This is a genomic window from Arthrobacter jiangjiafuii (assembly GCF_018622995.1).
GTDB lineage: Bacteria > Actinomycetota > Actinomycetes > Actinomycetales > Micrococcaceae > Arthrobacter_B > Arthrobacter_B jiangjiafuii.
Map to the genome: position 1 here is coordinate 2343542 of NZ_CP076022.1, position 26648 is coordinate 2370189.

26 protein-coding genes and 1 tRNA gene are annotated in these 26648 nt (G+C 66.4%); 12 read left to right on the plus strand and 15 right to left on the minus strand.

Annotation, left to right across the window (positions count from 1 at the left end; translation table 11 throughout):
- Positions 1-14: 14 nt before the first annotated feature.
- From KKR91_RS11045 to KKR91_RS11060, 4 genes are all read right to left on the minus strand, one after another.
- Positions 15-87, minus strand: a tRNA-Val gene (locus tag KKR91_RS11045).
- 115 nt (positions 88-202) lie between these two features.
- On the minus strand, positions 203-1165 hold the full coding sequence (locus tag KKR91_RS11050) for an NAD-dependent protein deacetylase (RefSeq protein ID WP_210229524.1): 963 nt from the start codon (positions 1163-1165) through the stop codon (positions 203-205).
- A complete protein-coding gene (locus tag KKR91_RS11055) occupies positions 1165-1638 on the minus strand; it encodes a peroxiredoxin (protein ID WP_210229526.1) in 474 nt (157 codons plus the stop codon). Before KKR91_RS11055 ends, KKR91_RS11050 begins: the two co-directional genes overlap by 1 nt.
- A 6-nt stretch (positions 1639-1644) precedes the next feature.
- Entirely contained in the window at positions 1645-2064 is a 420-nt protein-coding gene (locus KKR91_RS11060; protein ID WP_210229528.1) for a DUF3052 domain-containing protein, read from the minus strand.
- A 345-nt stretch (positions 2065-2409) separates the two neighbouring features.
- Here KKR91_RS11060 and aceE point away from each other — a divergent pair, with 345 nt between their 5' ends.
- Positions 2410-5148 (plus strand): pyruvate dehydrogenase (acetyl-transferring), homodimeric type, encoded by a 2739-nt coding sequence (gene aceE, locus KKR91_RS11065; RefSeq protein ID WP_273544895.1) that lies wholly within the window; start codon positions 2410-2412, stop codon positions 5146-5148.
- 88 nt (positions 5149-5236) lie between these two features.
- Here aceE and KKR91_RS11070 read toward each other — a convergent pair whose 3' ends face one another.
- Entirely contained in the window at positions 5237-5932 is a 696-nt protein-coding gene (locus KKR91_RS11070; protein ID WP_210229530.1) for a FadR/GntR family transcriptional regulator, read from the minus strand.
- A gap of 176 nt (positions 5933-6108) precedes the next feature.
- Here KKR91_RS11070 and KKR91_RS11075 point away from each other — a divergent pair, with 176 nt between their 5' ends.
- From KKR91_RS11075 to fabF, 8 genes are all read left to right on the plus strand, one after another.
- Complete coding sequence (locus KKR91_RS11075; protein WP_210229532.1) at positions 6109-7470, plus strand: SLC13 family permease; 1362 nt, start codon at positions 6109-6111, stop codon at positions 7468-7470.
- Between the two features lie 63 nt (positions 7471-7533).
- On the plus strand, positions 7534-8754 hold the full coding sequence (locus KKR91_RS11080; protein ID WP_210229534.1) for a CaiB/BaiF CoA transferase family protein: 1221 nt from the start codon (positions 7534-7536) through the stop codon (positions 8752-8754).
- Positions 8751-10262: a carboxyl transferase domain-containing protein gene (locus KKR91_RS11085; protein WP_210229536.1), complete on the plus strand. Its 1512-nt coding sequence runs from the start codon at positions 8751-8753 to the stop codon at positions 10260-10262. Before KKR91_RS11080 ends, KKR91_RS11085 begins: the two co-directional genes overlap by 4 nt.
- A gap of 82 nt (positions 10263-10344) precedes the next feature.
- Positions 10345-11571 (plus strand): PucR family transcriptional regulator, encoded by a 1227-nt coding sequence (locus KKR91_RS11090; protein ID WP_210229538.1) that lies wholly within the window; start codon positions 10345-10347, stop codon positions 11569-11571.
- 108 nt (positions 11572-11679) lie between these two features.
- The gene (locus tag KKR91_RS11095) at positions 11680-12651 is read left to right on the plus strand and encodes an ACP S-malonyltransferase (protein WP_210229540.1); all 972 of its coding nucleotides are present in this window, start codon (positions 11680-11682) and stop codon (positions 12649-12651) included.
- On the plus strand, positions 12648-13712 hold the full coding sequence (locus tag KKR91_RS11100; RefSeq protein ID WP_210229542.1) for a beta-ketoacyl-ACP synthase III: 1065 nt from the start codon (positions 12648-12650) through the stop codon (positions 13710-13712). Before KKR91_RS11095 ends, KKR91_RS11100 begins: the two co-directional genes overlap by 4 nt.
- Positions 13713-13794: 82 nt before the next feature.
- A complete protein-coding gene (locus KKR91_RS11105) occupies positions 13795-14040 on the plus strand; it encodes an acyl carrier protein (RefSeq protein WP_104053860.1) in 246 nt (81 codons plus the stop codon).
- 94 nt (positions 14041-14134) lie between these two features.
- Positions 14135-15370 carry a beta-ketoacyl-ACP synthase II gene (gene fabF / locus KKR91_RS11110; protein ID WP_210229544.1) on the plus strand — a complete coding sequence of 412 codons (1236 nt, stop codon included), beginning with the start codon at positions 14135-14137 and terminating at the stop codon, positions 15368-15370.
- A 189-nt stretch (positions 15371-15559) separates the two neighbouring features.
- On the opposite strand, the gene KKR91_RS11115 is transcribed toward fabF, so the two are convergent.
- The 6 genes from KKR91_RS11115 to KKR91_RS11140 all read right to left on the minus strand — a co-directional run bounded on the left by KKR91_RS11115 (position 15560) and on the right by KKR91_RS11140 (position 21032).
- Positions 15560-16063, minus strand: coding sequence for a DUF3145 domain-containing protein (locus tag KKR91_RS11115; protein ID WP_210229546.1), 504 nt, complete (start codon positions 16061-16063; stop codon positions 15560-15562).
- Between the two features lie 216 nt (positions 16064-16279).
- Complete coding sequence (locus KKR91_RS11120) at positions 16280-17167, minus strand: tyrosine recombinase XerC (protein ID WP_237687620.1); 888 nt, start codon at positions 17165-17167, stop codon at positions 16280-16282.
- Positions 17168-17318: 151 nt separating this feature from the next.
- On the minus strand, positions 17319-17840 hold the full coding sequence (locus tag KKR91_RS11125) for a methylated-DNA--[protein]-cysteine S-methyltransferase (RefSeq protein ID WP_210229549.1): 522 nt from the start codon (positions 17838-17840) through the stop codon (positions 17319-17321).
- A gap of 86 nt (positions 17841-17926) precedes the next feature.
- Complete coding sequence (dprA, locus tag KKR91_RS11130) at positions 17927-19129, minus strand: DNA-processing protein DprA (protein ID WP_210229550.1); 1203 nt, start codon at positions 19127-19129, stop codon at positions 17927-17929.
- A complete protein-coding gene (locus KKR91_RS11135) occupies positions 19126-20676 on the minus strand; it encodes a YifB family Mg chelatase-like AAA ATPase (protein WP_210229552.1) in 1551 nt (516 codons plus the stop codon). Before KKR91_RS11135 ends, dprA begins: the two co-directional genes overlap by 4 nt.
- Positions 20673-21032, minus strand: coding sequence for a YraN family protein (locus tag KKR91_RS11140; RefSeq protein WP_210229554.1), 360 nt, complete (start codon positions 21030-21032; stop codon positions 20673-20675). Before KKR91_RS11140 ends, KKR91_RS11135 begins: the two co-directional genes overlap by 4 nt.
- 329 nt (positions 21033-21361) lie before the next feature.
- On the opposite strand from KKR91_RS11140, the gene KKR91_RS11145 reads away from it, so the two are divergent.
- Together KKR91_RS11145 and KKR91_RS11150 are read left to right on the plus strand one after the other, a co-directional pair.
- A complete protein-coding gene (locus KKR91_RS11145) occupies positions 21362-22273 on the plus strand; it encodes a hypothetical protein (protein WP_210229556.1) in 912 nt (303 codons plus the stop codon).
- A 196-nt stretch (positions 22274-22469) separates the two neighbouring features.
- Positions 22470-23285, plus strand: a complete 816-nt coding sequence (locus KKR91_RS11150) for a RodZ family helix-turn-helix domain-containing protein (RefSeq protein ID WP_210229558.1) — start codon at positions 22470-22472, stop codon at positions 23283-23285.
- 107 nt (positions 23286-23392) lie between these two features.
- Here KKR91_RS11150 and KKR91_RS11155 read toward each other — a convergent pair whose 3' ends face one another.
- Positions 23393-24049 carry a 2'-5' RNA ligase family protein gene (locus KKR91_RS11155; RefSeq protein WP_210229560.1) on the minus strand — a complete coding sequence of 219 codons (657 nt, stop codon included), beginning with the start codon at positions 24047-24049 and terminating at the stop codon, positions 23393-23395.
- Between the two features lie 58 nt (positions 24050-24107).
- Between KKR91_RS11155 and KKR91_RS11160 the strand changes: the two genes are divergently transcribed.
- Positions 24108-24710, plus strand: coding sequence for a GNAT family N-acetyltransferase (locus KKR91_RS11160; RefSeq protein WP_210229562.1), 603 nt, complete (start codon positions 24108-24110; stop codon positions 24708-24710).
- A gap of 16 nt (positions 24711-24726) precedes the next feature.
- On the opposite strand, the gene KKR91_RS11165 is transcribed toward KKR91_RS11160, so the two are convergent.
- Genes KKR91_RS11165 through lepB form a run of 3 tightly spaced genes read right to left on the minus strand, consistent with a single transcriptional unit; the run spans position 24727 to position 26640 of the window.
- A complete protein-coding gene (locus KKR91_RS11165; RefSeq protein ID WP_210229563.1) occupies positions 24727-25050 on the minus strand; it encodes a DUF2469 domain-containing protein in 324 nt (107 codons plus the stop codon).
- A gap of 7 nt (positions 25051-25057) precedes the next feature.
- A complete protein-coding gene (locus KKR91_RS11170; RefSeq protein WP_210229566.1) occupies positions 25058-25843 on the minus strand; it encodes a ribonuclease HII in 786 nt (261 codons plus the stop codon).
- Complete coding sequence (lepB, locus tag KKR91_RS11175) at positions 25840-26640, minus strand: signal peptidase I (protein WP_210229568.1); 801 nt, start codon at positions 26638-26640, stop codon at positions 25840-25842. Before lepB ends, KKR91_RS11170 begins: the two co-directional genes overlap by 4 nt.
- Between the last annotated feature and the right edge of the window lie 8 nt (positions 26641-26648).

A 26648-nucleotide genomic window follows, 5' to 3' on the forward strand; every position in this document is an offset into this window, starting at 1 on the left:
TAAATCCACTGCTGTGGGTCCTACCGGGATCGAACCGATGACATCCACGGTGTAAACGTGGCGCTCTACCAGCTGAGCTAAAGACCCTTTCGTGACCGTTATGCCTAACAAGTTCCCTTGATCAGCGCCGCATCACGAGGAATTACTTTACCGGACGGATGGACAAATGTCCTAATCAGCTCCGTCGGGAGGCGATACCCGCCTATTCCGTACCGAAATTATGGGAGAGGTCAGGCAGTTCGGCAGCCAGGTATTCCAGCGCCGTGGCCACCCCGCAGTCGATTTTCAGGTCCGCCAGCTCGTCGCCGCGGGTGGGGCCCCGGTTGATGATCACCACCGGCTTGCCTGACTTGTGGGCGTGCTTGACGAAACGCAGCCCGCTCATCACGGTCAGTGACGAGCCGGCAACGAGCAGGGCGTCGGCGGCGTTGAGCATGGCAAAGGCCGCCGCAACCCGGTCCCGCGGCACGTTTTCGCCGAAGTAGACGAAGTCCGGCTTGAGCATGCCACCGCAGACGGGGCAGTCGGCCACTACGAAGTCTGCGGTGTCCGCCACCTCCGCATCGGCGTCAGGGGCGATGTCGCCGTCCATCCGCGTGCGCTCCAGGAACCCGGGATTCAGGTCCTCGAGCAGGCGGGAAATGGTTTGCCGGGGAAAGCGGGAGCCGCATTCAAGGCACAGCACACGGTCAAAGCGCCCGTGCAGGTCCACCGCCAGGGCACTGCCGGCGTCGGCATGGAGACGATCCACGTTCTGGGTGATCAAACCGGTGGTGAGCCCCCGGCGTTCCAGGCGGGCGACGGCGGCGTGCCCGGCGTTCGGCGCAGCATGCCGCAGGTGGTGCCAACCCACATGGTTCCGCGCCCAGTAGCGGCGCCGCAGCTCGGGGTCGCCCACGAATTCCTGGTAGGTCATCGGGTTGCGCGGCGGTGCCTCGGGGCCCCGGTAATCGGGAATGCCGGAGTCAGTGCTTAGACCGGCCCCGGTCAGGACGGCCAGCCGCCTGCCGCCAAGCAAGGCAACAGCCTGCCGCAGCTGGCGTGCCTCGTCGGGAGTGGGCGGTGCGGCGGGTTTCGGATCGGACCGGACGAACCCGGTCAGGCCCAGCCCGGGCCGGGCCTGCTGGGGGTGCTCCGGTCCGGCGGGCCGGGATGCGTTTGCCATCAAACCATTTCCTTGAGCGCGTCCAGATAGGCCTGCACCGGACGGGGCGTACCGGGGTCGGAGCGTACCTCTGCCTGAATCAGGCCCTCCGCATCGATGACAAATGAGGCCCGCAGCGGGCGGCCGGGGCCGGCGTCAAACGCCCGGTAGGCACCGGCGACCATGCCGTGCGGCCAAAAGTCCGCCAGCAGGTCAAATGAGTAGCCGCGGTCCCGGGCATAGGCCCGCAACGCGTACTTGGAATCGCAGGAGACCGCCAGCACGCGAGCCCCCGAACGGGAAAACTCCGCGCCGGCAGCCTGGAGTTCATCGAGTTCACCGGTGCAGACACCGGAAAAGGCGAAGGGATAAAAAACCAGTACTACCGGCGACCCTCGCAGTGAGGACAGGCGAATGGGCTCCCCAAACTGGTTGGGGAGCTCAAAATCCGGAGCCGGACGTCCCAGGTCCACGGGGACCGGATCCTGCTCCAAACCGCGCTACTTCTTGCGTCGGGCGACCAGGCGGGTAGCGGCCCAGTCGCTGCTGACTGCCGGAGTGGTGGTGACGTGCAGGCCCGCGGTGGGTGCCGCCTCCTCGATGTCCGCCGGGGGCACATAGCCGTCCCGTCCGGACTTGGGCGTCAGAACCCACACCACGCCGCCGTCGTCCAAGGTGGTGATGGAATCCACCAGGGCATCCACAAGATCCCCGTCTTCGGAACGCCACCACAGGATGACGCCGTCAACGACTTCATGATCTTCTTCGGTGAGGAGTTCACTCCCCACGAGGTCTTCGAGACCGTCGCGGAGGTCGAAATCGACGTCCTCGTCGTAACCGAATTCCTGAATCAGGTCTTGGTCTTTGAAACCCAATCTTTCCGCCACGTTCTTTTCCGTGACGGCTTCGGCCTCGCTCACTTCACTCCTCCTGGTTGACTGCATAAATACAAGGGAATCACATATTTGGACGAGATGTGGTGTCTAGGACTCAAGCCAACACCTTTTGTCCGCAACCCACAAGGCTCCGGAGAGGGTCTGCCGGGCCCCCGTTCGGGCCTGCCCAATGCCAACCCCTTTAGGGCCGGGCGGTGAATTGCCTTCAGCGAACAGGCTACGCAACTCGATGCCCGCGGGACTAGAGTGGATCAAAGAAGGCTCCGGAGGCATCAGCATCCGCGCAGCCACAGTGATCATCCGGAAGAACAACCGGATCCCCCACACGTAATACGTGCAGACACAATCTGTACATGAGAGAGGTTTGCCGTGGCCGCAGAAGACACAACGGACATCCTGAGCGGGTTGACCAACCAGCTCCCGGACCGTGACCCCGAGGAGACCGCGGAATGGATGCAGTCACTGGATGAGCTGATCCGTTCCCAGGGCACCGAAAGGGCCCAGTACATTATGCGTTCGCTGCTCCAGCGCGCCGGTGCGCAGTCCGTGGGCGTACCCATGGTCACCACCACCGACTACGTGAACACCATCCCGGTGGACCAGGAGCCCGAATTCCCCGGCGATGAGGAAGTTGAGCGCCGCTACCGCGCCTGGCTGCGCTGGAACGCCGCCATCATGGTGCACCGCGCCCAGCGTCCCGGAATCGGCGTCGGCGGACACATTTCCACCTATGCCGGTGCAGCAACCCTGTATGAAGTGGGCATGAACCACTTCTTCCGGGGCAAGGACCACCCGGGCGGCGGAGACCAGATTTACTTCCAGGGTCACGCCTCCCCCGGTATGTACGCGCGCGCCTTCCTCGAAGGCCGGCTGTCCGAAGAAGACATGGACGGGTTCCGGCAGGAGAAGTCCCGTGAGGGCCATGCCCTGTCCTCCTACCCGCACCCGCGTTCGATGCCGGACTTCTGGGAATTCCCCACGGTGTCCATGGGCATCGGACCGATGAACGCCATCTACCAGGCGCAGTCCAACCGGTACCTGCAGAACCGCGGGATCAAGGACACCTCCGAGCAGCACGTCTGGGCGTTCCTGGGCGACGGCGAAATGGACGAGCCCGAATCGCGCGGCCTGCTCCAACTTGCCGCCAACGACAAGCTCGACAACCTGACCTTCGTAGTGAACTGCAACCTGCAGCGCCTCGACGGCCCGGTACGCGGCAACGGCAAGATCATGCAGGAACTTGAAGCGTTCTTCCGGGGTGCCGGCTGGAACGTCATCAAGGTTGTCTGGGGCCGCGAGTGGGACTCGCTGCTGGAGAAGGACAAGGACGGCTCGCTGGTGGAGATTATGAACTCCACCCCCGACGGCGACTACCAGACGTACAAGGCCGAAAACGGCGGCTTTGTCCGCGACCATTTCTTCGGCAAGACCCCTGAAACCAAGGAACTCGTCGCGAACCTCACCGACGAGGAGATCTGGAACCTCAAGCGCGGCGGACACGACTACCGCAAGGTGTACGCGGCCTACAAGGCAGCCATGGAGTTCAAGGGCAAGCCGACGGTCATCCTGGCCCACACGGTCAAGGGCTACGGCCTGGGCACCCACTTCGAAGGCCGCAACGCCACGCACCAGATGAAGAAGCTGACGCTGGATGACCTGAAGGCGTTCCGCGACCACCTCCGCATCCCGATCAGCGATGAGGAGCTGGAACGCGATCCGTACCAGCCGCCGTACTTCAACCCCGGTGCCGATGCTCCGGAGATCAAGTACATGCTGGAACGCCGGCGCGAGCTGGGCGGCAACGTTCCGGAGCGCCGGGTCAAGCACGCCCCGGTCCCCCTGCCCGGTGACAAGGCCTACGAAGTAGCCAACCGTGGTTCCGGCAAGCAGATGGCCGCCACCACCATGGCCTTCGTGCGCCTGCTCAAGGACCTGATGCGGGACAAGGAATTCGGCAAGCGGATTGTGCCGATCATTCCGGATGAGGCCCGGACCTTCGGCATGGACTCGTTCTTCCCCACTGCCAAGATCTACAACCCCAAGGGCCAGAACTACCTGTCCGTGGACCGCGACCTGGTCCTGGCGTACAAGGAATCCCCGCAGGGCCAGATTGTCCACGTGGGCATCAACGAGGGCGGTTCCATCGCCGCATTCACCGCGGCAGGCACCTCCTACGCCACCCACGGCGAACCGCTGATTCCGGTCTACGTGTTCTACTCGATGTTCGGTTTCCAGCGCACCGCAGACTACATCTGGGCGGCCACCGACCAGATGGCCCGCGGCTTCCTGATCTCCGCCACCGCAGGACGCACCACGCTGACCGGTGAAGGCTTGCAGCACGCTGACGGCCATTCACCGATCCTGGCCTCGACCAACCCTGCGGTGAAGACCTACGACCCGGCCTACGGGTACGAGATCGGGCACATTGTGCGCCACGGCCTGGAGGAGATGTACGGCCCGGATTCCAAGGATCCGAACGTCATCTACAACATCATGGTCTACAACGAGCCGATCCTTCAGCCGAAGGCTCCGGAGGAACTCGACGTCGAAGGCATCATCAAGGGCATCTACCTGCTGGAGCCGGCCAAGATCGACGGTCCCCGCGCCCAGCTGCTCGCCTCCGGTGTTGCAGTGCCGTGGGCCCTGGACGCCCAGAAGATCCTGGCTGAAGACTGGGGTGTTTCGGCCGATGTCTGGTCCGTGACGTCCTGGAACGAACTGCGCCGCGACGGCCTGGCCGCCGAGGAAGAAGCGTTCCTGCATCCCGACGCGGAGCCGCGCGTGCCGTTCGTGACCAAGCAGCTGGCCGGTGCCACCGGACCGATCATTGCTTCCACCGACTACATGAAGGCCGTTCCGGACCAGATCCGGCAGTTCGTTCCCAACGAATTCGCCACGCTGGGCGCTGACGACTTCGGGTTCGCCGACACCCGTGCCGCGGCCCGCCGCTACTTCAAGATCGATTCGCACTCCATGGTGGTCCGCACCCTGGAAATGCTCGCCCGCCGCGGCGAGGTCGACGCCAGCGCGCCGACCGAAGCAATCAAGAAGTACGACCTGCTCAATGTGAACGCCGGAACCTCCGGCAACGCCGGCGGCGACGCCTAGGCGTACCCCGGTTCACCTGCCCGCAGGAGAGCCAACAAAAAGGAACCGTCGCATCTGCGGCGGTTCCTTTTTGTGTTTCACCGCCGGCCTAGAGTTCCGTTTCTGAAACAAGGTCAATATGCGCCTGCATCGCGTCCGCGGCAGCCTGGGGATCCGCAGAGCGGATGGCGTCGGCGATGGCACGGTGGGATTCCAGCGAACGCTCCGGCCGGCCGGGCTGGCCCAGGGAGGCCAGCCGCGTCTCGCGCACCAGTTCGGAAATGAACGTCATCATTGACGCCAGGATGGAGGAGTGCGCCGCTGCGGCCACCGCCTGGTGGAACAGCTCATCTCCGGTGGTGCCCCGGCTGCCGTCGGCGATTTCGGCAGCCATGGCATCCAGGGCGGCATCAACGGCAGCCAGATCGGCAGCGGTCCGCCGCTGTGCGGCGAGCGCAGCCAGCTTTACCTCCAAGGTGCTGCGGGCCTCCACGATCTCCGGCATCCGGTCCCGGTGCTCGCGCAGCTCCCTCAGTACCGAGGCCACGGCCGGCCGGTAGACCAGGACGGCGCCGGTGCCGTGCTGCACGTCGATCACGCCCAGGACTTCCAGCGCCACCAGCGCCTGCGCCAGCGTGGCCCGCGAGACGCCCATCCGCTCGGCCAGATCCCGTTCGGCCGGCAGCAGGTCCCCCGGCCCCAGCCCCGTGGCCGAGATAAAACCCAGCAGCTGTTCCACGAGCCGCTCATACAGCCGGGGACGTGACACCCGGACAAATTCACTGCCATCGCTGCTGCCGGGCATCGGAACCTCTCTTTGTCCCTGCACGGCGTCTGCCGCCAGGACACCGAGTATAGCCAGCGTTGACAAAGAGACAGAGAGTCTAGGAGGCTAGTCCAGTGCACATGTGGTCCATGTCACAATGATTCTCCGGCCGCCGGCACTGGGCGGCGGCATGACCTTCGACCAAGGGAACAATGATGTCCGCTCCGATCCTCTCCATCTTGATATTGGTGGCCATGTTCCTCCTAGCCACCGTGCTGCCGCTGAACATGGGGGCCCTTGCCTTTGTCGGCGCCTTCCTGCTGGGCTTCGTGTTCCTCGGAATGAGCACCGAGGACATCCTCGCCAACTTCCCCGGCGGCCTGTTCCTGACCATCGTCGGCGTCACCTACCTCTTTGCCATTGCCCAGAACAACGGCACCATCGACCTCCTGGTCCGGGGAGCGGTAAAGCTCGTCGGCAACCGCGTCGCCCTGATCCCCTGGATCATGTTCGCGATCACCGCCGTTATCACCGCCGTGGGCGCCCTGTCCCCCGCCGCCGTCGCCATCGTCGCCCCGATCGCCCTGGGATTCGCAGCGAAGCATAAGATCAACCCGCTGATGATGGGCATGATGGTGGTCCACGGCGCCCAGGCCGGCGGCTTCTCCCCCATTGCCGTGTACGGCGTCACGGTCAACGGCATCATCGGCGAAACGGACCTGGACTCCAGCCCCCTGGCCGTGTTCCTGGCCAGCCTGCTCTTCAACACCTTCATTGCCCTGATCCTGTTCTTCGTCCTGGGCGGCAGCAAACTGCGCAGCAGCACGATGGGCGGATTCGTGGAAGAGGTCGCCCAGGCGCGGATGAACCTCAGCACCGCCGGCCGCACCGACGTCGCCTTCAAGGGCTTCGGCTCCGACATCTACGGTCCGCGCGACCCCGCCGGCGACGGCATTGGAGCCACCAAGACCCGCAGCGAGCTGTTCCCCCAGATCATCACCATCGCCGGCCTGGTTGCGCTGGCCGTGATCGCCCTCGGCTTCAAGGTCGATGTCGGCTTTGTCTCCATCACCATCGCCATGATCCTGGCCCTGGTGTCACCGCAGGCCCAGAAGGGTGCAATCAACAAGATCAGCTGGACCACCGTGCTGCTGATCTGCGGCATGCTCACCTTCGTGGGCGTCCTGCAGGAAGCCGGCACCGTCGAATACGTCTCCGACGCCGTCGTCGGCCTGGGCATGCCGCTGCTGGCGGCGCTGCTGATCTGCTACATCGGCGCCGTCGTCTCGGCCTTCGCCTCCTCCACCGCCATTCTGGCGGCCCTGATTCCGTTGGCCGTTCCCTTCCTTGCCTCCGGCGAGATCGGCGCCGTCGGCCTCATCTGCGCGCTGGCCGTGTCCTCCACGATCGTCGACGTCTCCCCCTTCTCCACCAACGGCGCCCTGGTGCTGGCCAACGCCCCCGAGGACATGGACAAGGACCGCTTCTACCGGCAGATCCTCAGCTACAGCGGCATCATCGTTGTCGCCGGCCCACTGGTGGCCTGGCTCATCATGGTGGTTCCCGGCTGGCTCTAAGCCGCCCCCGCCGGTTCCCCGCACTGCATCGTTCCCTGCACCACATCAGGAAAAGAGTTATCCATGAGCACCGAATCCACCTCCCGCGGTCCGCTGGACGGCTACCTGGTTGTCGACCTCAGCCGCGCCCTCGCCGGCCCGCACGCCGGCATGATGCTGGCGGACCTGGGTGCGCGCGTCATCAAGGTCGAAACGCCCGGCACCGGCGATGACACCCGCAGTTGGGGTCCGCCCTTCGTGGGACCGGATGACGACCAGCAGGCCACCTACTTCCTGTCCTGCAACCGCAACAAGGAATCCATAGCCCTGGACCTGAAGTCCGACGACGGCGTGGCGGTGCTGCGCGACCTGGTGCAGCGGGCAGACGTGCTGGTGGAGAACTTCCGGCCTGGAGTGCTGGACCGGCTGGGGTTCTCACCGGCGCACCTGCACGAGCTCAACCCCCGGCTGGTGATCCTCTCCATCAGCGGCTTCGGCCACGACGGCCCCGAGGCCACCAGGAGCGGCTACGACCAGATTGTGCAGGGTGAGGCCGGCCTGATGTCACTAACCGGCTCCGGTCCCGAGGATCCGCAGCGCGTGGGCGTACCCATCGCGGACCTGCTCTCGGGTATGTACGGGGCGTTCGGCCTGCTGGCGGCACTGCTGGAACGCGAGCGCACCGGAAAGGGACAGGTGGTGCGCACCTCGCTGCTGGCCGCCGTCGTGGGCGTCCACGCCTTCCAGGGCACCCGGCACACGGTTGCAGGGGAAACCCCTGCCGCCCAGGGAAACCACCACCCCTCCATTGCTCCCTACGGGCTCTTCGCCTGCCGGGGCGGCAAGGTCCAGATCAGCGTGGGCAGCGAGAAGCTCTGGGAGACTTTCGCCTCCACCTTCGGCATCGATGCGTCCCGCCCCGAATTCGCCGGCAACGCCCAGCGGGTCCGCAACCGGCAGGCGGTGATAGCCGCCGTCGAGCAGGCGTTCGCTGACATCGAGGCCGAACCGCTGCTGGAGAAACTGCGTGCCGCGGGCATTCCTGCCGGCAAGGTGCGGACCCTGGACGAGGTATATGCCTGGGAGCAGGTCCACTCACAGGGGCTGGTCGTCGACGTCGATCATCCCGTCCTGGGCAAGGTTTCCCTGCCCGGGCCGCCGCTGCGCTTCTTCGACACGGCGCAGGGAACCGAAACCACCAACCGCGCCCACACCGCCCCGCCCCTGCTCGACCAGCACGGAGGCGGGATCCGCGAATGGCTGTCCGGGACGGGAACGGGAACGGCAGAAGGAGTACAGGCATGAGCCTGCAGACTGCCCGCCGGAGGCTGAACGCCCGGGCGCTGCTGCAGATGGTCGTCGATCCGGGATCCTACCGCTCCTGGGACGCACCGGTGTCCTATACCGAGCACAGCGCAGCCTATGCAGCTGACCTGGCCGCGGCGCGGGAGAAGACCGGCGAGGACGAATCCGTACTCACCGGGGAGGGCCTGGTCCAGGGCAGGCGCGTTGCGCTGGTGGTCTGCGAATTCGGTTTCCTCGGCGGGTCCATCGGCGTGGCCGCCGCCGACCGCCTGACCGACGCAGTGGAACGCGCCACCCGCGAGGGCCTGCCGCTGCTGGCCGGCCCCGCTTCCGGGGGAACCCGGATGCAGGAGGGCACCCTGGCCTTCCTCTCGATGGTCAAGATCACGGCAGCCGTACGGCGGCACAAGGAAGCCGGCCTGCCCTACCTTGTCTATCTGCGCCATCCCACCACCGGCGGCGTCATGGCCTCCTGGGGATCATTGGGGCACATCACCGTGGCTGAGCCCGGGGCGCTGCTGGGTTTCCTGGGCCCACGGGTCTATCAGGCCCTGTACGGCGAGCCGTTCCCCGAAGGGGTACAGACTGCCGAGAACCTGCAGGCCCGCGGCCTGGTTGATGCCGTGCTGCCCCCGGAGGAACTCGCCGGGACCGTCCACCGCGCCCTGTCCATGCTGCTGCCCGGGGACCCCGCCCCGGTGCCGGCGCCCGAATCGCTGGGCAGGGACCCCGTGGCGGTGCCCGCCTGGGAATCCATCACCCGCTCCCGCAACCGGCACCGCCCGGGTGTCCGGCAGCTGCTGCATTTCGGCGCCGACGACGTCCTGCCGCTGAACGGCACCGGCCAGGGCGAAAAGGCCCCGGGCCTCCTGCTGGCGCTGGCCCGCTTCGGGGAGATGACCTGCGTGGTGCTGGGGCATGACCGGCAGCGCGGAGCGGAACAGCCGGCGATGGGACCTGCCTCGCTGCGGGAGGCCCGCCGGGGCATGCGGCTGGCCGAGGAACTTGACCTGCCGCTGCTGACCGTGATCGATACCGCCGGGGCGGCACTGTCCAAGGAGGCTGAAGAAGGCGGCCTGGCCGGTGAAATCGCGCGCAGTCTCAACGATCTGGTGGGACTGGAGTGCCCCACGGTTTCCGTGTTGCTGGGACAGGGCGCCGGTGGCGGGGCGCTGGCCCTGCTGCCAGCCGACCGCACTGTCGCGGCCCAGCATGCATGGCTTTCCTCACTGCCGCCCGAGGGCGCGTCAGCCATCGTCTACCGCGACACACTGCACGGCGCCGAAATGGCCCAGGCGCAGGGGGTGACCGTGTCGGCGCTGGCTGCCCACGGGATCGTGGACCACACGGTCGCCGAACTGCCCGATGCCGCCGAGGAATCCCCGGCGTTCTGCCGGAGAATGGCCCGCGCGGTCGAATATGAGCTGGCTTCGCTGCGCCCGGTCCCTTTGGCCGAACGGCTGGCACGGCGGACCGAACGGTTCCGGACGCTGGGGTCGGTGCTGTAAGGCCGATGGCCGCTTCCATACCCCGGGTTGTAGCCTTCACACAAAATGGTGCATGCCCGGCGAACGCCGTAAGCTCGCTCTTATGCCAGTGACTCGCAGCACAGCCGCACCCGGGATACGGGCCACCCCGGCAGACCCGTCCACCGTGGAACGGCTCAAAGCCAACATCGGAAAACTCTCCACGGCCACCCTTAAGCAGTTGGATGTTTCCCTGCCCTGGTACCGGGGACTGAGGCCCGACGAACGCTCTGCCCTGGGCATGGTCGCACAAAAGGGCATCGCTTCCTTCGTGAACTGGTACGAGCGCCCGGCCTCGCCGGCCTGGGTGTTGAGCGACGTGTTCGGGACCGCCCCCACCGAACTCACCCGCTCGATCAGCCTGCAGAAGGCCCTGCAGCTGATCCGGGTGGTGGTCCAGGTGGTCGAGGACCTGGTCCCCGAACTGGCTGACGACAACGTGCAGGGCCCGCTGCGCGAAGCAGTGCTGCGCTACTCCCGGGAGGTGGCCTTCGCCGCCGCCGACGTCTATGCCCGCGCGGCCGAAACCCGCGGTGCGTGGGACAGCCGGCTCGAGGCGCTGGTGGTGGACGCCATCCTGCGCGGGGAAAGCTCCGATGCCCTGCGCTCCCGCATCGCGGCCGTGGGCTGGACCTCCACCGCCGGAATCACGGTGATGGTGGGCAGTTCCCCCTCTGATACCAACGCCTCGTTCGTCAACGAGCTGCGCCGCGCCACCGCCCGGATGACCGAAGACGCGCTGGTGGGCATCCAGGGCGACCGGCTGATCCTGGTGCTGGGCGGACTCGACGACGCCGCCGGCTCCTATGCCCGCCTGGCCGAGCTTTTCGGTCCCGGCCCGGTGGTGTACGGCCCCCCGGCCGCCTCCCTCGTGGAGGCCGGGCCCTCGGCCCAGGCAGCCTTCGCCGGGCTCACCGCGGCACGTGCGTGGCCTGCCGCGCCCCGCCCGGTCGCCGCCGACGACCTCTGGCCCGAGCGGGTCATGTCCGGCGACGACAGCGCCCGCACCGCCCTGGTCCGGAGCATCTACCAGCCACTGCTGGGCGCCTCGAACGGCCTGGCCGAGACCCTCTCCGCCTACCTGTCCCTGGGGCATTCCCTCGAGGCCACCGCCCGCGAACTCTTCGTCCACGCGAACACCGTCAGGTACCGGCTGCGCCGGGTCTGCGACGTTACGGGATGGGACCCCATGCTCCCGCGGGAGGCCTTCGTGCTGCAGACCGCACTCGTCGTCGGCCGCCTCGCACCGCCCGGAAAAGCCGCCCCCGAACGCCCCACCGCCCGCTCTTAAACCAGGCTTCACGGCCGGTGCCGCTTGTAGACTTCCTACAAGGGCGCTCCGTGAGCTTGGTCTACGCAAACACCCGGCATCTGCCCTTCTCTTTGGAAAGCTTGATACGTGCTTGTAATCGTCTGCCCCGGCCAGGGGTCCCAAACGCCAGGTTTCCTTTCTCCGTGGCTTGAACTGCCCGGCGTCCGGGAACACCTCGAAGCTCTCAGCGCCGTCGCCGGCCTGGACCTGATCGCCCACGGCACGGTCTCCGACGAGGAAACGATCAAGGACACCGCAGTGGCCCAGCCGCTGATCGTGGCCGCCGGACTGATGGCCGCACGGCTGCTGCTGGAACCCGCGGCACTGACCTCCTCCACCGTCGTCGCCGGACACTCCGTAGGCGAGATCACCGCTTCGGCGCTGGCTTCGGCCCTGCCTGAGGCCGACGCCCTGATGTTCGTCCGCGAACGCGCCAACGCCATGGCCCGTGCCGCCGCGCAGACCCCCACCGGCATGAGCGCCGTCCTGGGCGGAGATCCGGACGACGTCGCCGCCGCACTGGCTGCTGCCGGACTCACCGCCGCCAACGCCAACGGCGGCGGTCAGACCGTCGCCGCTGGCACGCTGGAGCAGCTGGCAGCCCTCGCCGCCGCCCCGCCCGCGAAAGCCCGGGTGATCCCGCTCAAAGTCGCCGGAGCCTTCCATACCTCGCACATGGCCCCCGCCGTGAGCGTCCTGGAAGCGCTGCGTCCGCAGCTGCGCCCAGCAACCCCGCTGCCCACCCTGCTCTCGAACTACGACGGCGCCGCCGTCGTCTCCGGCGAAGCGAACCTCGACAGCCTGATCGCCCAGGTCTCACGCCCCGTGCGCTGGGACCTGTGCATGGAGACCATGGCCGCCATGGGCGTGACCGGAATGCTGGAACTGCCGCCGGCCGGCACCCTGACCGGCCTGGCCCGCCGCGGCCTCAAGGGCCTGCCCACGCTGGCCCTGAAATCCCCCGAAGACCTCGACGCCGCGCGGGAGTTCATCCGTGAACACTCCCCCTCGGCCGCCGCAGCGACAGCAGCAACCACCACCGGAGAAGGTAACGCGTGAGCACGCCCACCCTGAAGCAGTCCCCCGTCCACCAGTTCAGCCGCATCCACGGCATCGGCGCCTTCCGCCCTGACGTCATTGTCAGCAACGAGGACGTCTGCCAGTGGATTGATTCCTCGGACGAGTGGATCCGCCAGCGCACCGGCATCATCACCCGCCACCGGGCGGACAAGGGCACCTCCGTGGTGGACATGGCCGAGGCCGCGGGCCGCGAGGCCCTGGCCCACGCGGGCATTGACGGATCCCAGCTGGGTGCCGTCATCGTTTCCACCGTCACCCATCCGTTCGCCACGCCCTCTGCCGCAGCGGAGATTGCACACCTGCTCGGGGCCGCCCCCGCTCCCGCCTACGACGTCTCGGCCGCCTGTGCCGGGTACTGCTACGGCGTTGCCCAGGCGGATGCCCTGGTGCGGTCCGGTGCAGCGGAATATGTGCTGGTCATCGGCGTGGAAAAGCTCTCGGACTTCATCGACAACACCGAGCGCACCATTTCCTTCCTCCTTGGCGACGGTGCCGGCGCCGTCGTTGTCGGCCCCTCGGAGACGGCCGGCATTGGTCCCTCCGTCTGGGGATCGGACGGCAGCAAGTCCTCCACCATCGGCATGACCCATTCCATGCTTGATATCCGCGAGCTGTCGCTGGCCGCAGAAGCCGATGACACCGTCGTCGGGGTCTCTGACGTCGCGGCCCGCGACACCAAGCTGTGGCCGACGCTGCGCCAGGACGGCCAGAGTGTCTTCCGCTGGGCTGTCTGGGAAATGGCGAAGGTTGCCCAGCGTGCCCTCGACGCCGCCGGGGTCACCGTCGATGACCTGGGCGCCTTCGTGCCGCACCAGGCAAACATGCGGATCATCGACGAGATGGCCAAGCAGCTGAAGCTGCCGGAGTCAGTGGTCATCGCCCGCGACATTGCCGACGCCGGCAACACCTCCGCCGCTTCCATCCCGCTGGCCACGCACCGCCTGCTCTCCGAGAACCCGGAACTGAGCGGCAAGCTCTCCCTGCAGATCGGCTTCGGCGCAGGCCTGGTCTTCGGCGCACAGGTTATCGTTCTTCCGTAACCTGTCGTCCCCAAACACCTACCGTTCCGCGGTTGGACAACCACGCCGGCCAGTGCCGGTATCACGAGAAAAAGGAGCCAACATGGCTAGCAACGAAGAAATCCTGGCCGGCCTGGCCGAGATCGTCAATGAGGAAACCGGTCTGGCCCCCGAGTCGGTCGAACTGGACAAGTCCTTCACCGATGACCTGGACATCGACTCCATCTCCATGATGACCATCGTCGTCAACGCCGAAGAGAAGTTCGGCGTGCGCATCCCGGACGAAGAGGTCAAGAACCTGAAGACCGTCGGCGACGCCGTGGACTTCATTTCCAAAGCCCAGGCGTAATCCGCCGGCGGCCGCTGCCCTTTCCGGCGGCGGCCGCCGTGCAGCGCACCTGTAGTCCAGCACCACCACCAGTAGTCTTTCGAGAGAGTGAATCATGGCCCGCAAAGTAGTCATCACCGGCCTGGGCGCCACGACGCCCATCGGCGGCGATGTTCCCACCATGTGGAAAAACGCCCTCAAAGGTGTCCCCGGCGCCCGTACCCTCGAAGACGATTGGGTAGCCAAATACAGTCTTCCGGTCACCTTCGCCGCACGGGTTTCCACCCCGGCCACCGAGGTCCTGTCCCGCGTTGAAGCCAAGCGCATGGACCCGTCCACCCAGTTTGCCGTGGTTGCCGCCCGTGAGGCGTGGGCCGATTCCGGCATCGACGACGTGGACCATGACCGCCTGGCGGTCTCCTTCGCCACCGGCATCGGCGGAGTGTGGACCCTGCTGGATGCGTGGGACACCCTGCGCGAGAAGGGCCCGCGGCGCGTCCTGCCCATGACCGTTCCCATGCTGATGCCCAACGGCCCCGCTGCCGCCGTCAGCCTGGACCTCGGTGCCCGCGCCGGCGCGCATACTCCGGTCTCGGCCTGCGCCTCCGGCACAGAAGCCATGCACCAGGGCCTGGAGCTGATCCGCTCGGGCAAGGCCGACGTCGTCGTCGTCGGCGGCGCCGAGGCCGCCATCCATCCCATGCCGATGGCCGCGTTCGCCTCCATGCAGGCGCTGTCCAAGCGCAACGATGATCCGGAGCGCGCCTCGCGGCCCTACGACAAGGACCGCGACGGCTTCGTCATGGGTGAAGGCGCCGGCGCCCTCGTCCTCGAAGCCGAAGAGCATGCCCTGGCCCGCGGCGCCCGGATCTACGCCGAATTGGCAGGCACGGCGGTAACCGCCGACGCTTACCACATCACCGCCCCCGATCCCGAGGGCCTGGGCGCCACCCGCGCCCTGAAGGCAGCGCTGTTTGATGCCCGAGCCCAGGCCGAGGACGTAGTGCACGTCAACGCCCACGCAACGTCCACCCCGGTGGGCGACAAGCCCGAATACACGGCCCTGAAGGCCGCACTGGGCCCGCACGTGGACAACGTGGCGGTTTCCGCTACGAAGTCCCAGACCGGGCACCTGCTGGGCGCTTCCGGTGCCGTCGAAGCGGTCATGTCCGTCATGGCCATTTACGACCGGCAGGCTCCGGCCACGATCAACCTGGAAAACCAGGATCCGGAAATTCCGCTCGACGTGGTGACCTCCGCCCGCGCGCTGCCTGGCGGCGACATTGTCGTCCTGAGCAATTCCTTCGGATTCGGCGGACACAATGCCGTGATTGCGCTGCGCAGCCACTAGGTAATTCACCGCAGCCACTAGGTAATTCACCGCAGCTACTAGGTAATGCTGCGCACCTTCTTTCCAGGAGCAGCAGCCGGACGAACAAAAGCCGCGGCGGTTTCCCTTTTCGGGGAAACCGCCGCGGCTTTTTGTCTGTTGTTTTGTGATGGTGCGGCGGAGCCGGCCCGTGGCCAGCCGCTCCCCCAGCTAACCGACCTGGTGCAGCCAGCGGACGTTGGCGCCGTCGCCGGCGTGCCGGAAGGGTTCCAGTTCGTCGTCCCAGGCCTCGCCCAGGGCCAGGGACAGCTCGTGGTAAACCGCGGAAGGATCCCCGGCGCCGTTTTCGTAGGCGTACCGGATGCGGTCCTCGGAGACCATGATGTTGCCGTGTACGTCGGTGGCGGCGTGGAAGATGCCCAACTCCGGGGTGTGGCACCAGCGGCTGCCATCGGCTCCGGCGCTCTGTTCTTCAGTGACTTCGTACCGCAGGTGGGCCCAGCCCCGCAGGGCAGAGGCAAGCAGGGACCCGGTGCCCTGCGGGCCGGTCCATTCCAGTTCCGTGCGCAGCATTCCGGGAGCGGCAGGCTGAGGGGTCCACTTTAGATCCGTTCGCTTTTCAACGACGGATCCGATCGCCCACTCAAGATGCGGGCACAACGCAGACGGGGCGGAGTGTATGAACAACACGCCGTGGGCCATCACAACAGACATTCCATCCTCCATAGCTGTAGGTACGTCTTCCCCAACGACCTTCAAACCTGGGCGAAATGCTACTGCCACTTACTGGCACCAGTACGAACTGCGTTTTTGTTATCCCCTAGCTGATGTCTTCCAATTCCCTTGAGACCTTCATCCGGTACGGACTTAGCCTTATTGTGCCGCAAGTTAACAGAATGCGCCAATGACACATTTGACCCGATCCCCGGATCAGGCGCGCGGGTGGGCCTGCTGGTAGCTGGCACGCAACCGGTCAACGGATACATGCGTGTACAGCTGGGTCGTTGCCAGCGAGGAATGGCCCAGGATCTCCTGGACGGCCCGCAGGTCGGCTCCTCCATCGAGCAGATGGGTGGCCGCGGTATGCCGCAGCGCATGGGGCCCGGTGGCTCCGGTGTCGCCGAGCGCTTCAAACAGCCCTGCCACCACGGATCTGACCTGCCGCGGGTCGACCCGCCGGCCCCGCTGGCCCAGGAACAGGGCCGGGCCACTGTCGGAAACGGCCAGTGCGGGCCTGCCCCGCCGCAGCCAATCGTCAACTGCTTCCGCGGCGGGCAGCCCGTAGGGGACGGTGCGTTCCTTGTTTCCCTTGCCGATGACGGTGAGGGTCCGGCGGTCCGGATTCAGGTCGTCGATGTCCAGCCCGGTAAGCTCGCCCACCCGGACGCCCGTGGCGTACAGCAATTCGACGATGGCGCGGTCCCGGACGGCGACGGGTCCGCCGTCCGCCGCTGCGGCGGCGAGAGCATCAAAGAGTTCACCGACCTGTCCGGCACGCAGGACCGAAGGCAGGGTCTTCTCCCGCTTCGGAGCCCGCAGGCGCAGCGCCGGGTCGGTATTGATGAGTTCCTCCCGCAGCGCCCAGCCGGTAAAACTGCGGGCGGTGGCGGCCCGGCGGGCCAGCGTTGCCCGGGCCAGGCCTGCCGCGCTGAGTTCCCCGAGCCAGCCGCGCAGGATTCCCAAATCAATCCCTTCCAGGGTCCGCACTCCCCCGGCGAACGCATAGTCCAGCAGCTGCGCAACGTCCCCTTCATAGGCACGGACCGTGTGGTCGGACCGTCCGCGTTCGCTGGTCAGGTAGCGGCTGAAACCCCGCAGCGCCCGGCTGAACCCGGCCGGCCATCGTTCGGGGCTGGCGGATTCCGCGGCGCGGCCGGATTCCACGGGGTCTGGGCCGGCGTCTGTGGGAGGCTGCTCGCTGGTGGCTGGTGCATTCACCCTTTCACTGTCCTCGCATCGGCACCGGTCATCAAGCAGGCACACCGGCAGCGTGGGCACACTGGAGCCGCATTGCGGCCGTGGCGTCCGAGGCCTCGTGGTCCAGCAGGAACCGCTTTGAACCGATTCCGGCCGAATAGCCGGTCAGCGCGCCACGCGAGCCGACGACGCGGTGGGTGGGAATGACGATGTTGAGTGGGTTGCGGGACAAGGCAGCGCCGACGCCGCGCGCCTTCGCAGCATCGCCCAGCCGGATGGCGAGGGTTTTGTAGCTGCAGGTCTGCCCATAGGGAATCGCGTCGACTTCTGCCCAGACCCGGCGCTGGAAATCGGTGCCGCGCATCTCGGTGGCCAAGTCAAAACAGCAGCGCTGTCCGGCAAAGTACTCGGCCAGCTGGCGTTCGGCCTCCTCGAACCCGTCCTCCACGATGCGGCCCAGCCCGTGGTCGGAGGCAGGGTCGGGGATTCCGGGGAAAACGGCGCACAGGGCGCCCTCATCAGAGGCAAGGGTGAAAACGCCCAGGGGTGTGACAACGCTTTTGTGGATTCGCATTGTGGTTTCCTTTGCTCGATTTTCGGGTGGATGTGATGTTCGTGCGGCGCTTTGGGCTGCAGGCTCGCCCGTACCCTGGGAGCGGCCTATTTGCGTCTTCGCCGCCAGGTGTCGGGTCCATCCCTGACGGCCAGATCTTCGAGTTCGAGCCGTGCCAGCCCGGCACGGACCGCTGGAACGGACAGCCCGGCGACGGTGGCGAGTTTTCCGACTGCCGATCCGGTGCGCAGCGGCAGGGCGTCCAGAAGCAGGATGTCTTCGATGGTGAGTCCGTCGTGGGCCGCTTTGGGTCCTTCCCGGGCCGTTTCCGGGTTGTCGGCTGCACCGATGGGGCTTCCCAGTTCGATAACTTCGGCTGCATCGGTAACGCAGACAGCGCTGCCGTCCCGCAGGAGTCGGTGACATCCGGCCGAATTTGCCGAGTACACGGAGCCAGGGACAGCTCCGACTTCGCGTCCGAGCGCAGCGGCATGGTGGGCGGTGTTCAGCGCCCCGGACCGCCATCGTGCTTCAACGACCACGGTAACGGCACCCAGGGCGGCGATGATGCGGTTCCGCTGAAGGAACCGCCACCTGGTAGGCGCGGATCCGGGCGGAACTTCGGACAGGAGCAGCCCGCGTGCGGCAACGGCCCGCAGCAGGTCCTCGTTTCCGGCAGGGTAATAGCGGTCGGATCCGCAGGCCATGACCGCGATGGTCGGCATCCGGTCTGTTCCGGCTGCGGCAAGGGCTGCCCGATGAGCCTGGGCATCAATGCCGTATGCGCCTCCTGACACCACGGTCCAGCCCCTCGTGACCAGTCCCGCTGCCAGGTCCCCGGTGACAGACACTCCATAGCCGGTGCTGTCGCGGGAACCGACCACTGCGGCAGTGCTGCCCAGTTCGGGGAGGCCCCGTTCGAGGTTCCCCCGCACCCAGAGGCAGAGCGGCATGCCCAGACCGAGGTCACGGAGGGCGCCGGGCCAACGGGGATCCTCGGGGATGAGCAGTTCTCCGCCCAGGCGGGCGAACGCGGCCAGGTCCCGTTCAGGGGCGAGGTCGCCGATCCGCGGTGTCCAGCGTTGCATCGCCTCGGAAAGACGGTTTCCCCGCCCGCTGATTCCGCCGGCAGCAAGCACCCCGGCAACCGAATTGCCGAGCTCCTGCCCGGGGGAAATCTCCCCGCGCACCACCCGCAGTGCATCCACCGGCCCGGCTGCCTCAACGAGGGCGAGTCCCACGTTGTCCGAGGGCTCGAACACCCGTGAAAGCGCTGCCCGCGCCTGCAGCAGCCGGCTCGCGCCGCTCATGCCGCACTGCCCTGCTGCCGGAACCCCAGCGCCTGCCCGACGTCGTCGGCGTCGGGCGAGGTGTGGCCGGCGAGGTCGGCAACGCTCCAGGCCACCCGGAGCACCCGGTCGTAGCCCCGGGCTGTCAGCGTCTGCCGGTCCATGGCCCGGTCCAGGGCAGCGGTGGCCCGCGGCGGCAGCCGCAGTTGGCCCCGCAGCAGGTTTCCGGCGACCTCGGCGTTGGTCTCACATCCCCAGATCCTCAGCCGGTCCTGCTGCACGCCGCGTGCTGCCGCGACCCTCCGGGCCACGTCGCGGCTGGGTTCAGCTTCTGCGTCGCCTGAGAGCTCGCGCAGAGATACCCGCTGGACGGTCAGCTGCAGGTCAACACGGTCCAGGAGCGGCCCGGACAGCCGGCTAAAGTACCGCCGTCGCGCTTGGGCAGTGCAGGTGCAATCGATCCCCTTGCCCGAAGCCAGGCCGCAGGGGCAGGGGTTGGCGGCAAGGACGAGCTGGAACCGTGCCGGATAGGAGGCGGTCCCACCCGCCCGGTGCAGGTCGAGCCTGCCGCTTTCCAGGGGCTGACGCAGGGCGTCCAGGACCCGCCGGTCGTATTCCGGCGCCTCATCCAGAAAGAGGACTCCCCGGTGCGCGCGGGACGCCGCACCCGGCCGGGCAATCCCGGACCCGCCGCCGATAATCGCAGCGGAAGAGGCGGTGTGGTGCGGGCTCTCAAACGGAGGGCGGCGCAACAGCTGGGAGCAGGACCTGCCGCCGCGGACCAGGGAATGGATGGCCGTCACTTCCATAGCCTGGTCATCGGGCAGGTCCGGCAGCAGGCCGGGAAGACGCTCCGCCAGCATGGTCTTACCGGCTCCGGGCGGCCCCGTCATCAGCAGGTGGTGGGCTCCAGCCGCCGCGACTTCCACGGCGAACCGCGCCTCGGACTGGCCGGCAATGTCCGCCATGTCCCGGGCAGGCAGTGGAACCGGAGAGTCCGCATGCTCCTGTGAGCCAGTTGCTTCCCCGTCTGCCTGCGGCGGAAAGATCAGGCCTGCAGGGTCGGCCCCCAGATATGCCGCCACTTCCGCCAGCGATTCGAAGCCCGTGACTGCGGCACCGGGAACCAACGCAGCTTCTGCCGCATTGGCCGCTGCGACCGTGATCTCCGGATATCCGGCATCCACCGCGGCCATGACCGCCGGCAGGATGCCCCGCACCGGCCGCAGCCGGCCATCCAGCCCGAGTTCGGCTATGAAAACGCGGCGTCCGCTGCAGCGGATATCCCCGGCGGCGGCCAGTGCGGCAATGACGATGGCAAGGTCAAAGCCGGACCCGCGCTTGTGTACATCGGCCGGCATGAGATTGACCGTAATCCTGCGGCGGCTCAGCGGCAGGCCGGCGTTCTTCGCCGCCGACCGGACCCGGTCCTTGGCTTCGTTCAATGACGCGTCCGGCAGGCCGAGCAGGACGAAGGAGGGCAGCGTCTGTCCGATGTCTGCTTCAACTTCCACCATCCGCCCATCCAGACCCACCAGGCCCACGCCGTAGGCCCGCCCCAGGGTCACGGCGTCACCTCCCGCAGGTGTTCGATGACCGGGTTGCCCGCACCGTCATCGAGGATGGAAACGGCGTCGACGCGGAACCCGGCAAAACGGCGGTCCTGTGACTGCTTCCACCGGCTGGCCAGCAAGTAGAGGCGCGCCAGCTTGGCGGGCGTAATCGCTTCGAAGGGATGCCCGTAGTCCAGGGAACTGCGGGTCTTCACCTCGACGATGACCAGCGTCCCGTCCTCGATTCCAACCACGTCGATTTCGCCGTCGGGACAACGCCAGTTGCGGTCGATCACTTCAATGCCTGCCGCCGCCAGGTAACCGGCCGCAAGGTCCTCACCGCGGCGTCCCAAGCTGTCTTTAGCTCTCATGGCTTCACTCTGGGCGGAGCATGGCGACTGGGCACCGCCCGCGCCGCCGGATGTGGACCGCGGCGCCCTGCGTGGCAGACAGGATCGCACTGGGGAGGAGAAGTGCGCTGATTGTCCGATGCCCCGAAATGGCCGGGGAATATCCAGGCGACGCCTTCGACGGGTCGGCGAACGCCTGGAACATGACCTATTGCGAATGGCGCTGAACCTCTGGGATCAATTCAGCAGTGATACGACAAGCAGTCACCATATGTTTCATTTTGGCCTCCTGCCCGCAGAAAACGCCTCCGCGGCCTCGACATTTACCAAGGCCTCTTTATCCTTTGCTTATGGCCGCACTGCTCGAAACACGGACCCAGACCAAGGCATGGTCTATGTGGGTTGGTTCTTCCAGCGATCTGCAGCGCCTCTTCAGAGTGGTGCAAAAGCAATACGACTCGCTCATAGCTCCCCACGTCGAGGAAAAACTGGAACAACCCCGGCGGATGCTGGAATGGGCCGAGGCCAGGCGGGTCCGGTTAAGGCAGGAAGCCACGGAGGATGGCATCGATTCGAGTCTGGCGTCGCGTATCTCGGAGAACGATGCCGAAATCAAAAAGCTCAACGACGACATTAAAGAAGCTGAGGAAGCGGCTCTTGACGCCGGAAGCATTGAATTGTCCCTGACTGCCATGAACGGCGATCGAACCACCCTAAGGGGCACCGCTTCACAGTTGATGGAATACATCAGCGGCGAACGCTTTAAGTACTTTGTCGCCTTGGCACCAAGTGGCGACATTCGGGGAAGGTCCATCACCATTGGTGTTGATCGGGGCGCGGGTATCGATCTGCGGGTTTCCTCCACGGATGCGCAATGGTGCCGGGCCGCTTTCGCCGAGCTTGAAGATGAAATCAGCAAACACGTTCCCAGTTGGAAGTTCATCCGCCGCCAAAGGGTCCTCTGGGCCTTCTTTGCGACGCTGATTTCCTGCGTGTGGCTGCTGGCCCTCTCGCGGATGCCCTCGGGACTGACCTTCGCCTCGAGGGACGCCCTGTGGTGGATAGCCGGCCTTACCCTGGTGAGCGCGACCATCATGGTGCTGGCCCTGAACTGGACGAGGGCTTACCTGCCGGCCTTTGAACTGGTGCCCCCGAACGGGCGGGCACGGGGCATAGCCCTGATCCGATGGTTCGGGACGGTTGCGGCGACCCTGGTCCTTGGCATCATCGGCAGCGCGCTGACGGACATCGTTCTCGGATAGCGAGCACTTGCGTGGGTCAACCGCCTGAGCGGGAGTCCTCCTCGTGTGGGCGATGAGAACCCTGCGTCCTATTGCTGCAGGGTGGCCCACCTCACGTATTGCCGTGATCTTGACGTGATCTTGCGTCTGTCCTGAGGGTCCTCGGACAGGATGAGGGTGGCCCCCCGCGCCTCTCTCAAAATTCCATAAAGGAATCATGAAAAACGTTCTGAAGATAACGGCTACGGCCGGAGCAACTGCCCTGGCCATCGGCGGCTTGTCGCTCGCCGCCATGACCCCGGCCGTCGCCACAGGCACTGCCTCCCCTGCACCATCGGTCAGCGTGAAAGAGCAGGTTGGCGCGTACGTCTACAAAATGCTCCGCCCAGATGAGCAGGCAGCGTGGGGTAATTCCGGCAAGCAGCGCCTGATCGTCGTCGTCGACGGCAGCGAATGGGTCCCCGACGAGACCATTATGGCAAAGCTCCCTGCAGAAGTTTGCGGAACAGGCTGGGCCATCCAGCAGGACAAGCTGGAAGTCACCGGGGCCTTCAGCTGGCCAGAGACGATCACCTATCCCGAAGAGTTCAAGGACGGGGGCGATCTGCAGGGCAGCACTCATAAGAAGCTCGAGGAACACGGCGAAATTCCGGACTGCGTTACCACCCCCGCGCCCGAGACACCGGCGCCGTCGACGCCGGCCACCAGTCCGCCCTTGGTGACGGTTCCGAGCGCCAGCCCAAGCCCCACGGTGGGCCCAAGCCCCAAGGCGGCGTCGGCCCCCAGCACGACTCCTATCTCCAGCACGACCCCCAGTCCGAGCCCGACGCTTGGCACCACCGTTACCGGAACGCCCAGCGGGACGACCGGCCCGAGCGCAGCACCGATGGTCGACGCCACAGCTGAGTTGGCACGGACCGGGGCCAACGCTCCGGTGATGACCGCAGTGGTCGGAGCCGGCGCACTGGCCATCGGACTCGGCACTACAGTCCTGGTCCGCAGCCGACGCCGCCAGGCTTCCCCCGACGCCTAAGTGCAAGCAGAGGACCTCAGCGATAGCCCCACCCGGTTTGGGCGCCGGGGTCTGTAGAGTCCTGGCGCTTGGCCGCCGGGACTTTACCGGTTCTGGATCTGCTCCGGTTATGCAGGCCCGGAGTAGACCACGGGCATCGGCTCCAGCCGGACCCGCTCCAGCGGAAATCCACCGGCCGGCCCGGATCCTTGCGCCGGCGCAGGCAGCGTCCCGGCAAAGCCTCGGGCGAGCGTGATATGCGGACGCAGCCGTGAGGCGAACATAAAGTTGGGATCGCCCGCGGTGAACGCCGGCACGTCGGAGATCCCCGCGCGACGGAGAAAGGTCTCCAGCGCGGCATACGCAGCTGCGTGGGATTCCTTCAGCTCCGGCGAGGGAAAATACTCCAGCACCAGGGTCCTGCCCTGGCGGCCAAACCGGGACAGGACGGCCGGCTCAAGGACCACGGGGTGCCGAGGCATCTCGGCTTCAGTCTGCGCCACATAGCAGGCCAGCAATTCCTCGTACTCCACCGCGGAGATTCCCGTGGCAGCCGCAACCACTGCATGGACGTCCCTGACCTTGCCGAAATGGATCAGGGTCAGGTGCATCTGCCGCGCGGGCACCCAGCGCGGGGAACCGCCGTCGTTGATTTCCGGCAGTGCCCCCAGCGCCTGCTGCAGCCGGAGCAGGTGCGCGAGGGAGGGCGGATCCGGACGAAGCTGCGCATACAGCCGGCGGTTACCAGCCAGGTAGCCGGCCAGCGACGAATCGTCAGACACCATGGCAGCAGTCTAGGAGATGCATCCCGGTCCAACACCCCGGCCGCTATAGGGTGTACCCATGCCCTTCGTGATCCCTCTCCTGTCGGATGGAACCCTGACGCTTCGTCCGCACCGCAGCTCCGACGTCGAGCCGGTTTTTGCCCGCTCAGTGGACCCGTTGACCCGTAAATGGACGACCATCCCGCTGGACTACACGCCGGCCATGGCGCAGGAGTATGTGGCAGCCATTTCCGTTCCGCAGGAAGACGCGGTGTCCTGGGCGCTCGAAGCCGACGGCTGCTATGCCGGCACCCTGGACCTGCGTTACCAGGGGGCCAACTCGGGAAACCTGGGCTTTGTCACGTCCCCGGCCTTCCGGGGGCGGGGGCTGATGTCACGCGCCGTCGCGCTGGCCGTGGGCCATGCCTTTGATGACCTCGGCTGGGACGTGGTGACCTGGAGCGCAAACGCAGGGAACACCGGAAGCTACAAGAGTGTGTGGCGCAATGGTTTTCCGCCGCCGATCGCCGTACCGCATTTCCTCGCGCACCGAGGAAAAATGGTGGAGGGGTGGATTTCCAGCCTGGCTTCAACGGACCCCAGGCAGCCTTCCGGGGCATGGGAACGCTGGGACGACGTCGCCGCGCGCCTTCCGGCACAGCCGGCTTCTACAGTCCGCTAGGCGAAGCGGACCAGGATCAGGCCAGCTCGTCCGGCTTGGGCACCGTGAGGTCGTCGTTCCGGGTGAGCTCTTCGACGTTGACGTCCTTGAAGGTGATGACGCGGACGCTCTTGACGAACCGTGCCGACCGGTAAACGTCCCACACCCAGGCGTCCTGCAGCGTGAGGTCGAAGTAGATCTCGCCGTCGGCGGAGCGCGCCTGCAGGTCAACGTGGTTGGCCAGGTAAAAGCGCCGCTCGGTTTCCACGACATAGCTGAAGAGCCCTACTACGTCCCGGTATTCACGGTAGAGCTGGAGCTCCATGTCCGTTTCATAGTTCTCAAGATCTTCGGCACTCATGGTTCAATCATCCCCCAATGACACTCTCATGGTCCCCGGCATCCGGTTCCGGACGTGATCCCAGCTGCCAGGACATCCGGTGCAGGGCGGTGGGCCCGTACTCGTCTATCGCCAGCCGATGGGATGCCGTGGCATATCCCTTATTCACTTCCCAGCCATACTGAGGATGTGTCACAGCGTAGTCCACCATCAAGGCGTCCCGTTCCACCTTGGCCAGGACGGAAGCAGCGGCAACGCTCAGGCACTGCATATCTGCCTTGATCCGGGTATGGACCGGAGCTGTGCAGCCGCCGTCGTCGTCATCCCCGGGAACATCAAACAGGCTGCCCTGCCGGGCCGGCGAGAGCCAGTTGTAGTTGCCGTCCAGGAGGACGACGTCGGGGGTCAGGCGGGTGCAGACCTGGTCCCAGGCGCGGGTCCCGGCCAGGCGCAGCGCAGCCATGAGGCCGTGCAGGTCGATTTCCGCGGCGCTGGCGTGGCCCACACCCCAGCCCGGGGACCATTTCCGGATCAACGGCACGAGGGCCTCCCGGTCTCCGGCGGAAAGCAGCTTGCTGTCCCGGACACCCTTGAGGGAACGGACCGTGCCCAGGTCCACTGCCACCATGCCCACGCTGACCGGCCCGGCCAGTGCGCCCCGGCCTACTTCGTCGCAGCCGGCCAGGACGCGGTGCCCGACGGCGGCAAAGGCGCGTTCGTGCCGCAGCGTCGGCGCTTTGCTGCCGGTGCCGGTCTTCGGGCGCACGCGGACCGTATCTGCGCTCACGGACCCGGCGCTGACGTCGGCTGTCATTGCCCTGCCGGGGAGGTTGACGGGTCCGGCACGTTCTCGAAGACCTCGGGGTAGCTGCCCACAAAGCCCGCCCGGTTCAAAGGCCAGGCGGTGACAGCGGCCTTGCCCTCGATATCCTCCACATCGATAAAGCCGCCGCTGGTGTCCTGCAGATGCTCGCGGGAATCGGCCGAGGCATTGCGGTGGTCCCCCATGACCCAGACCTTGCCTTCGGGAACCACTACGTCAAAAGGAGTGTCGGAGGGCCTGGCGCCGGGATAGATGTACGGCTCGTTCAACGGCTCGCCGTTGACGGTGATCCGTCCGTCGGCGTCGCAGCAGACCACACGGTCGCCCTCGGTGCCGATGACCCGCTTGACCAGGTGCTGTTCGGAGGTGTCAGGCAGCAGCCCGACGAACGTCAGCGCCTCGCGCACCCACGTGCCGGGGCCTTCGGCGGCCGGCGGAAGCTCGGGAAGCCAGTCCTTGGTGTCCTCAAACACCACTACGTCGCCGCGTTCGAGGTCGAAGGGCTCCGGGACCAGAAGATTAACGAAGATGCGGTCGTTGATCTCCAGGGTCTCTTCCATGGAGCCCGACGGGATGTAGAACGCGCGGAACAGGAAGGTCTTGATCAGGAAGGACAGCAGCAGTGCGATCACGATGATGGTCGCCACTTCGCGCAGCCATCCGGCGAAGCCGCGGTTGTTCCCGTGGCTGTCCCGGTTCTTGCTTGCGGCATGTGCCGGGGCCGCGTGGGCATCGTGCATTCCGGATCCGGCGCTCTGGCCCGGCTCTTCCGGGTCGTTCTGGGCCATGTGCTTTC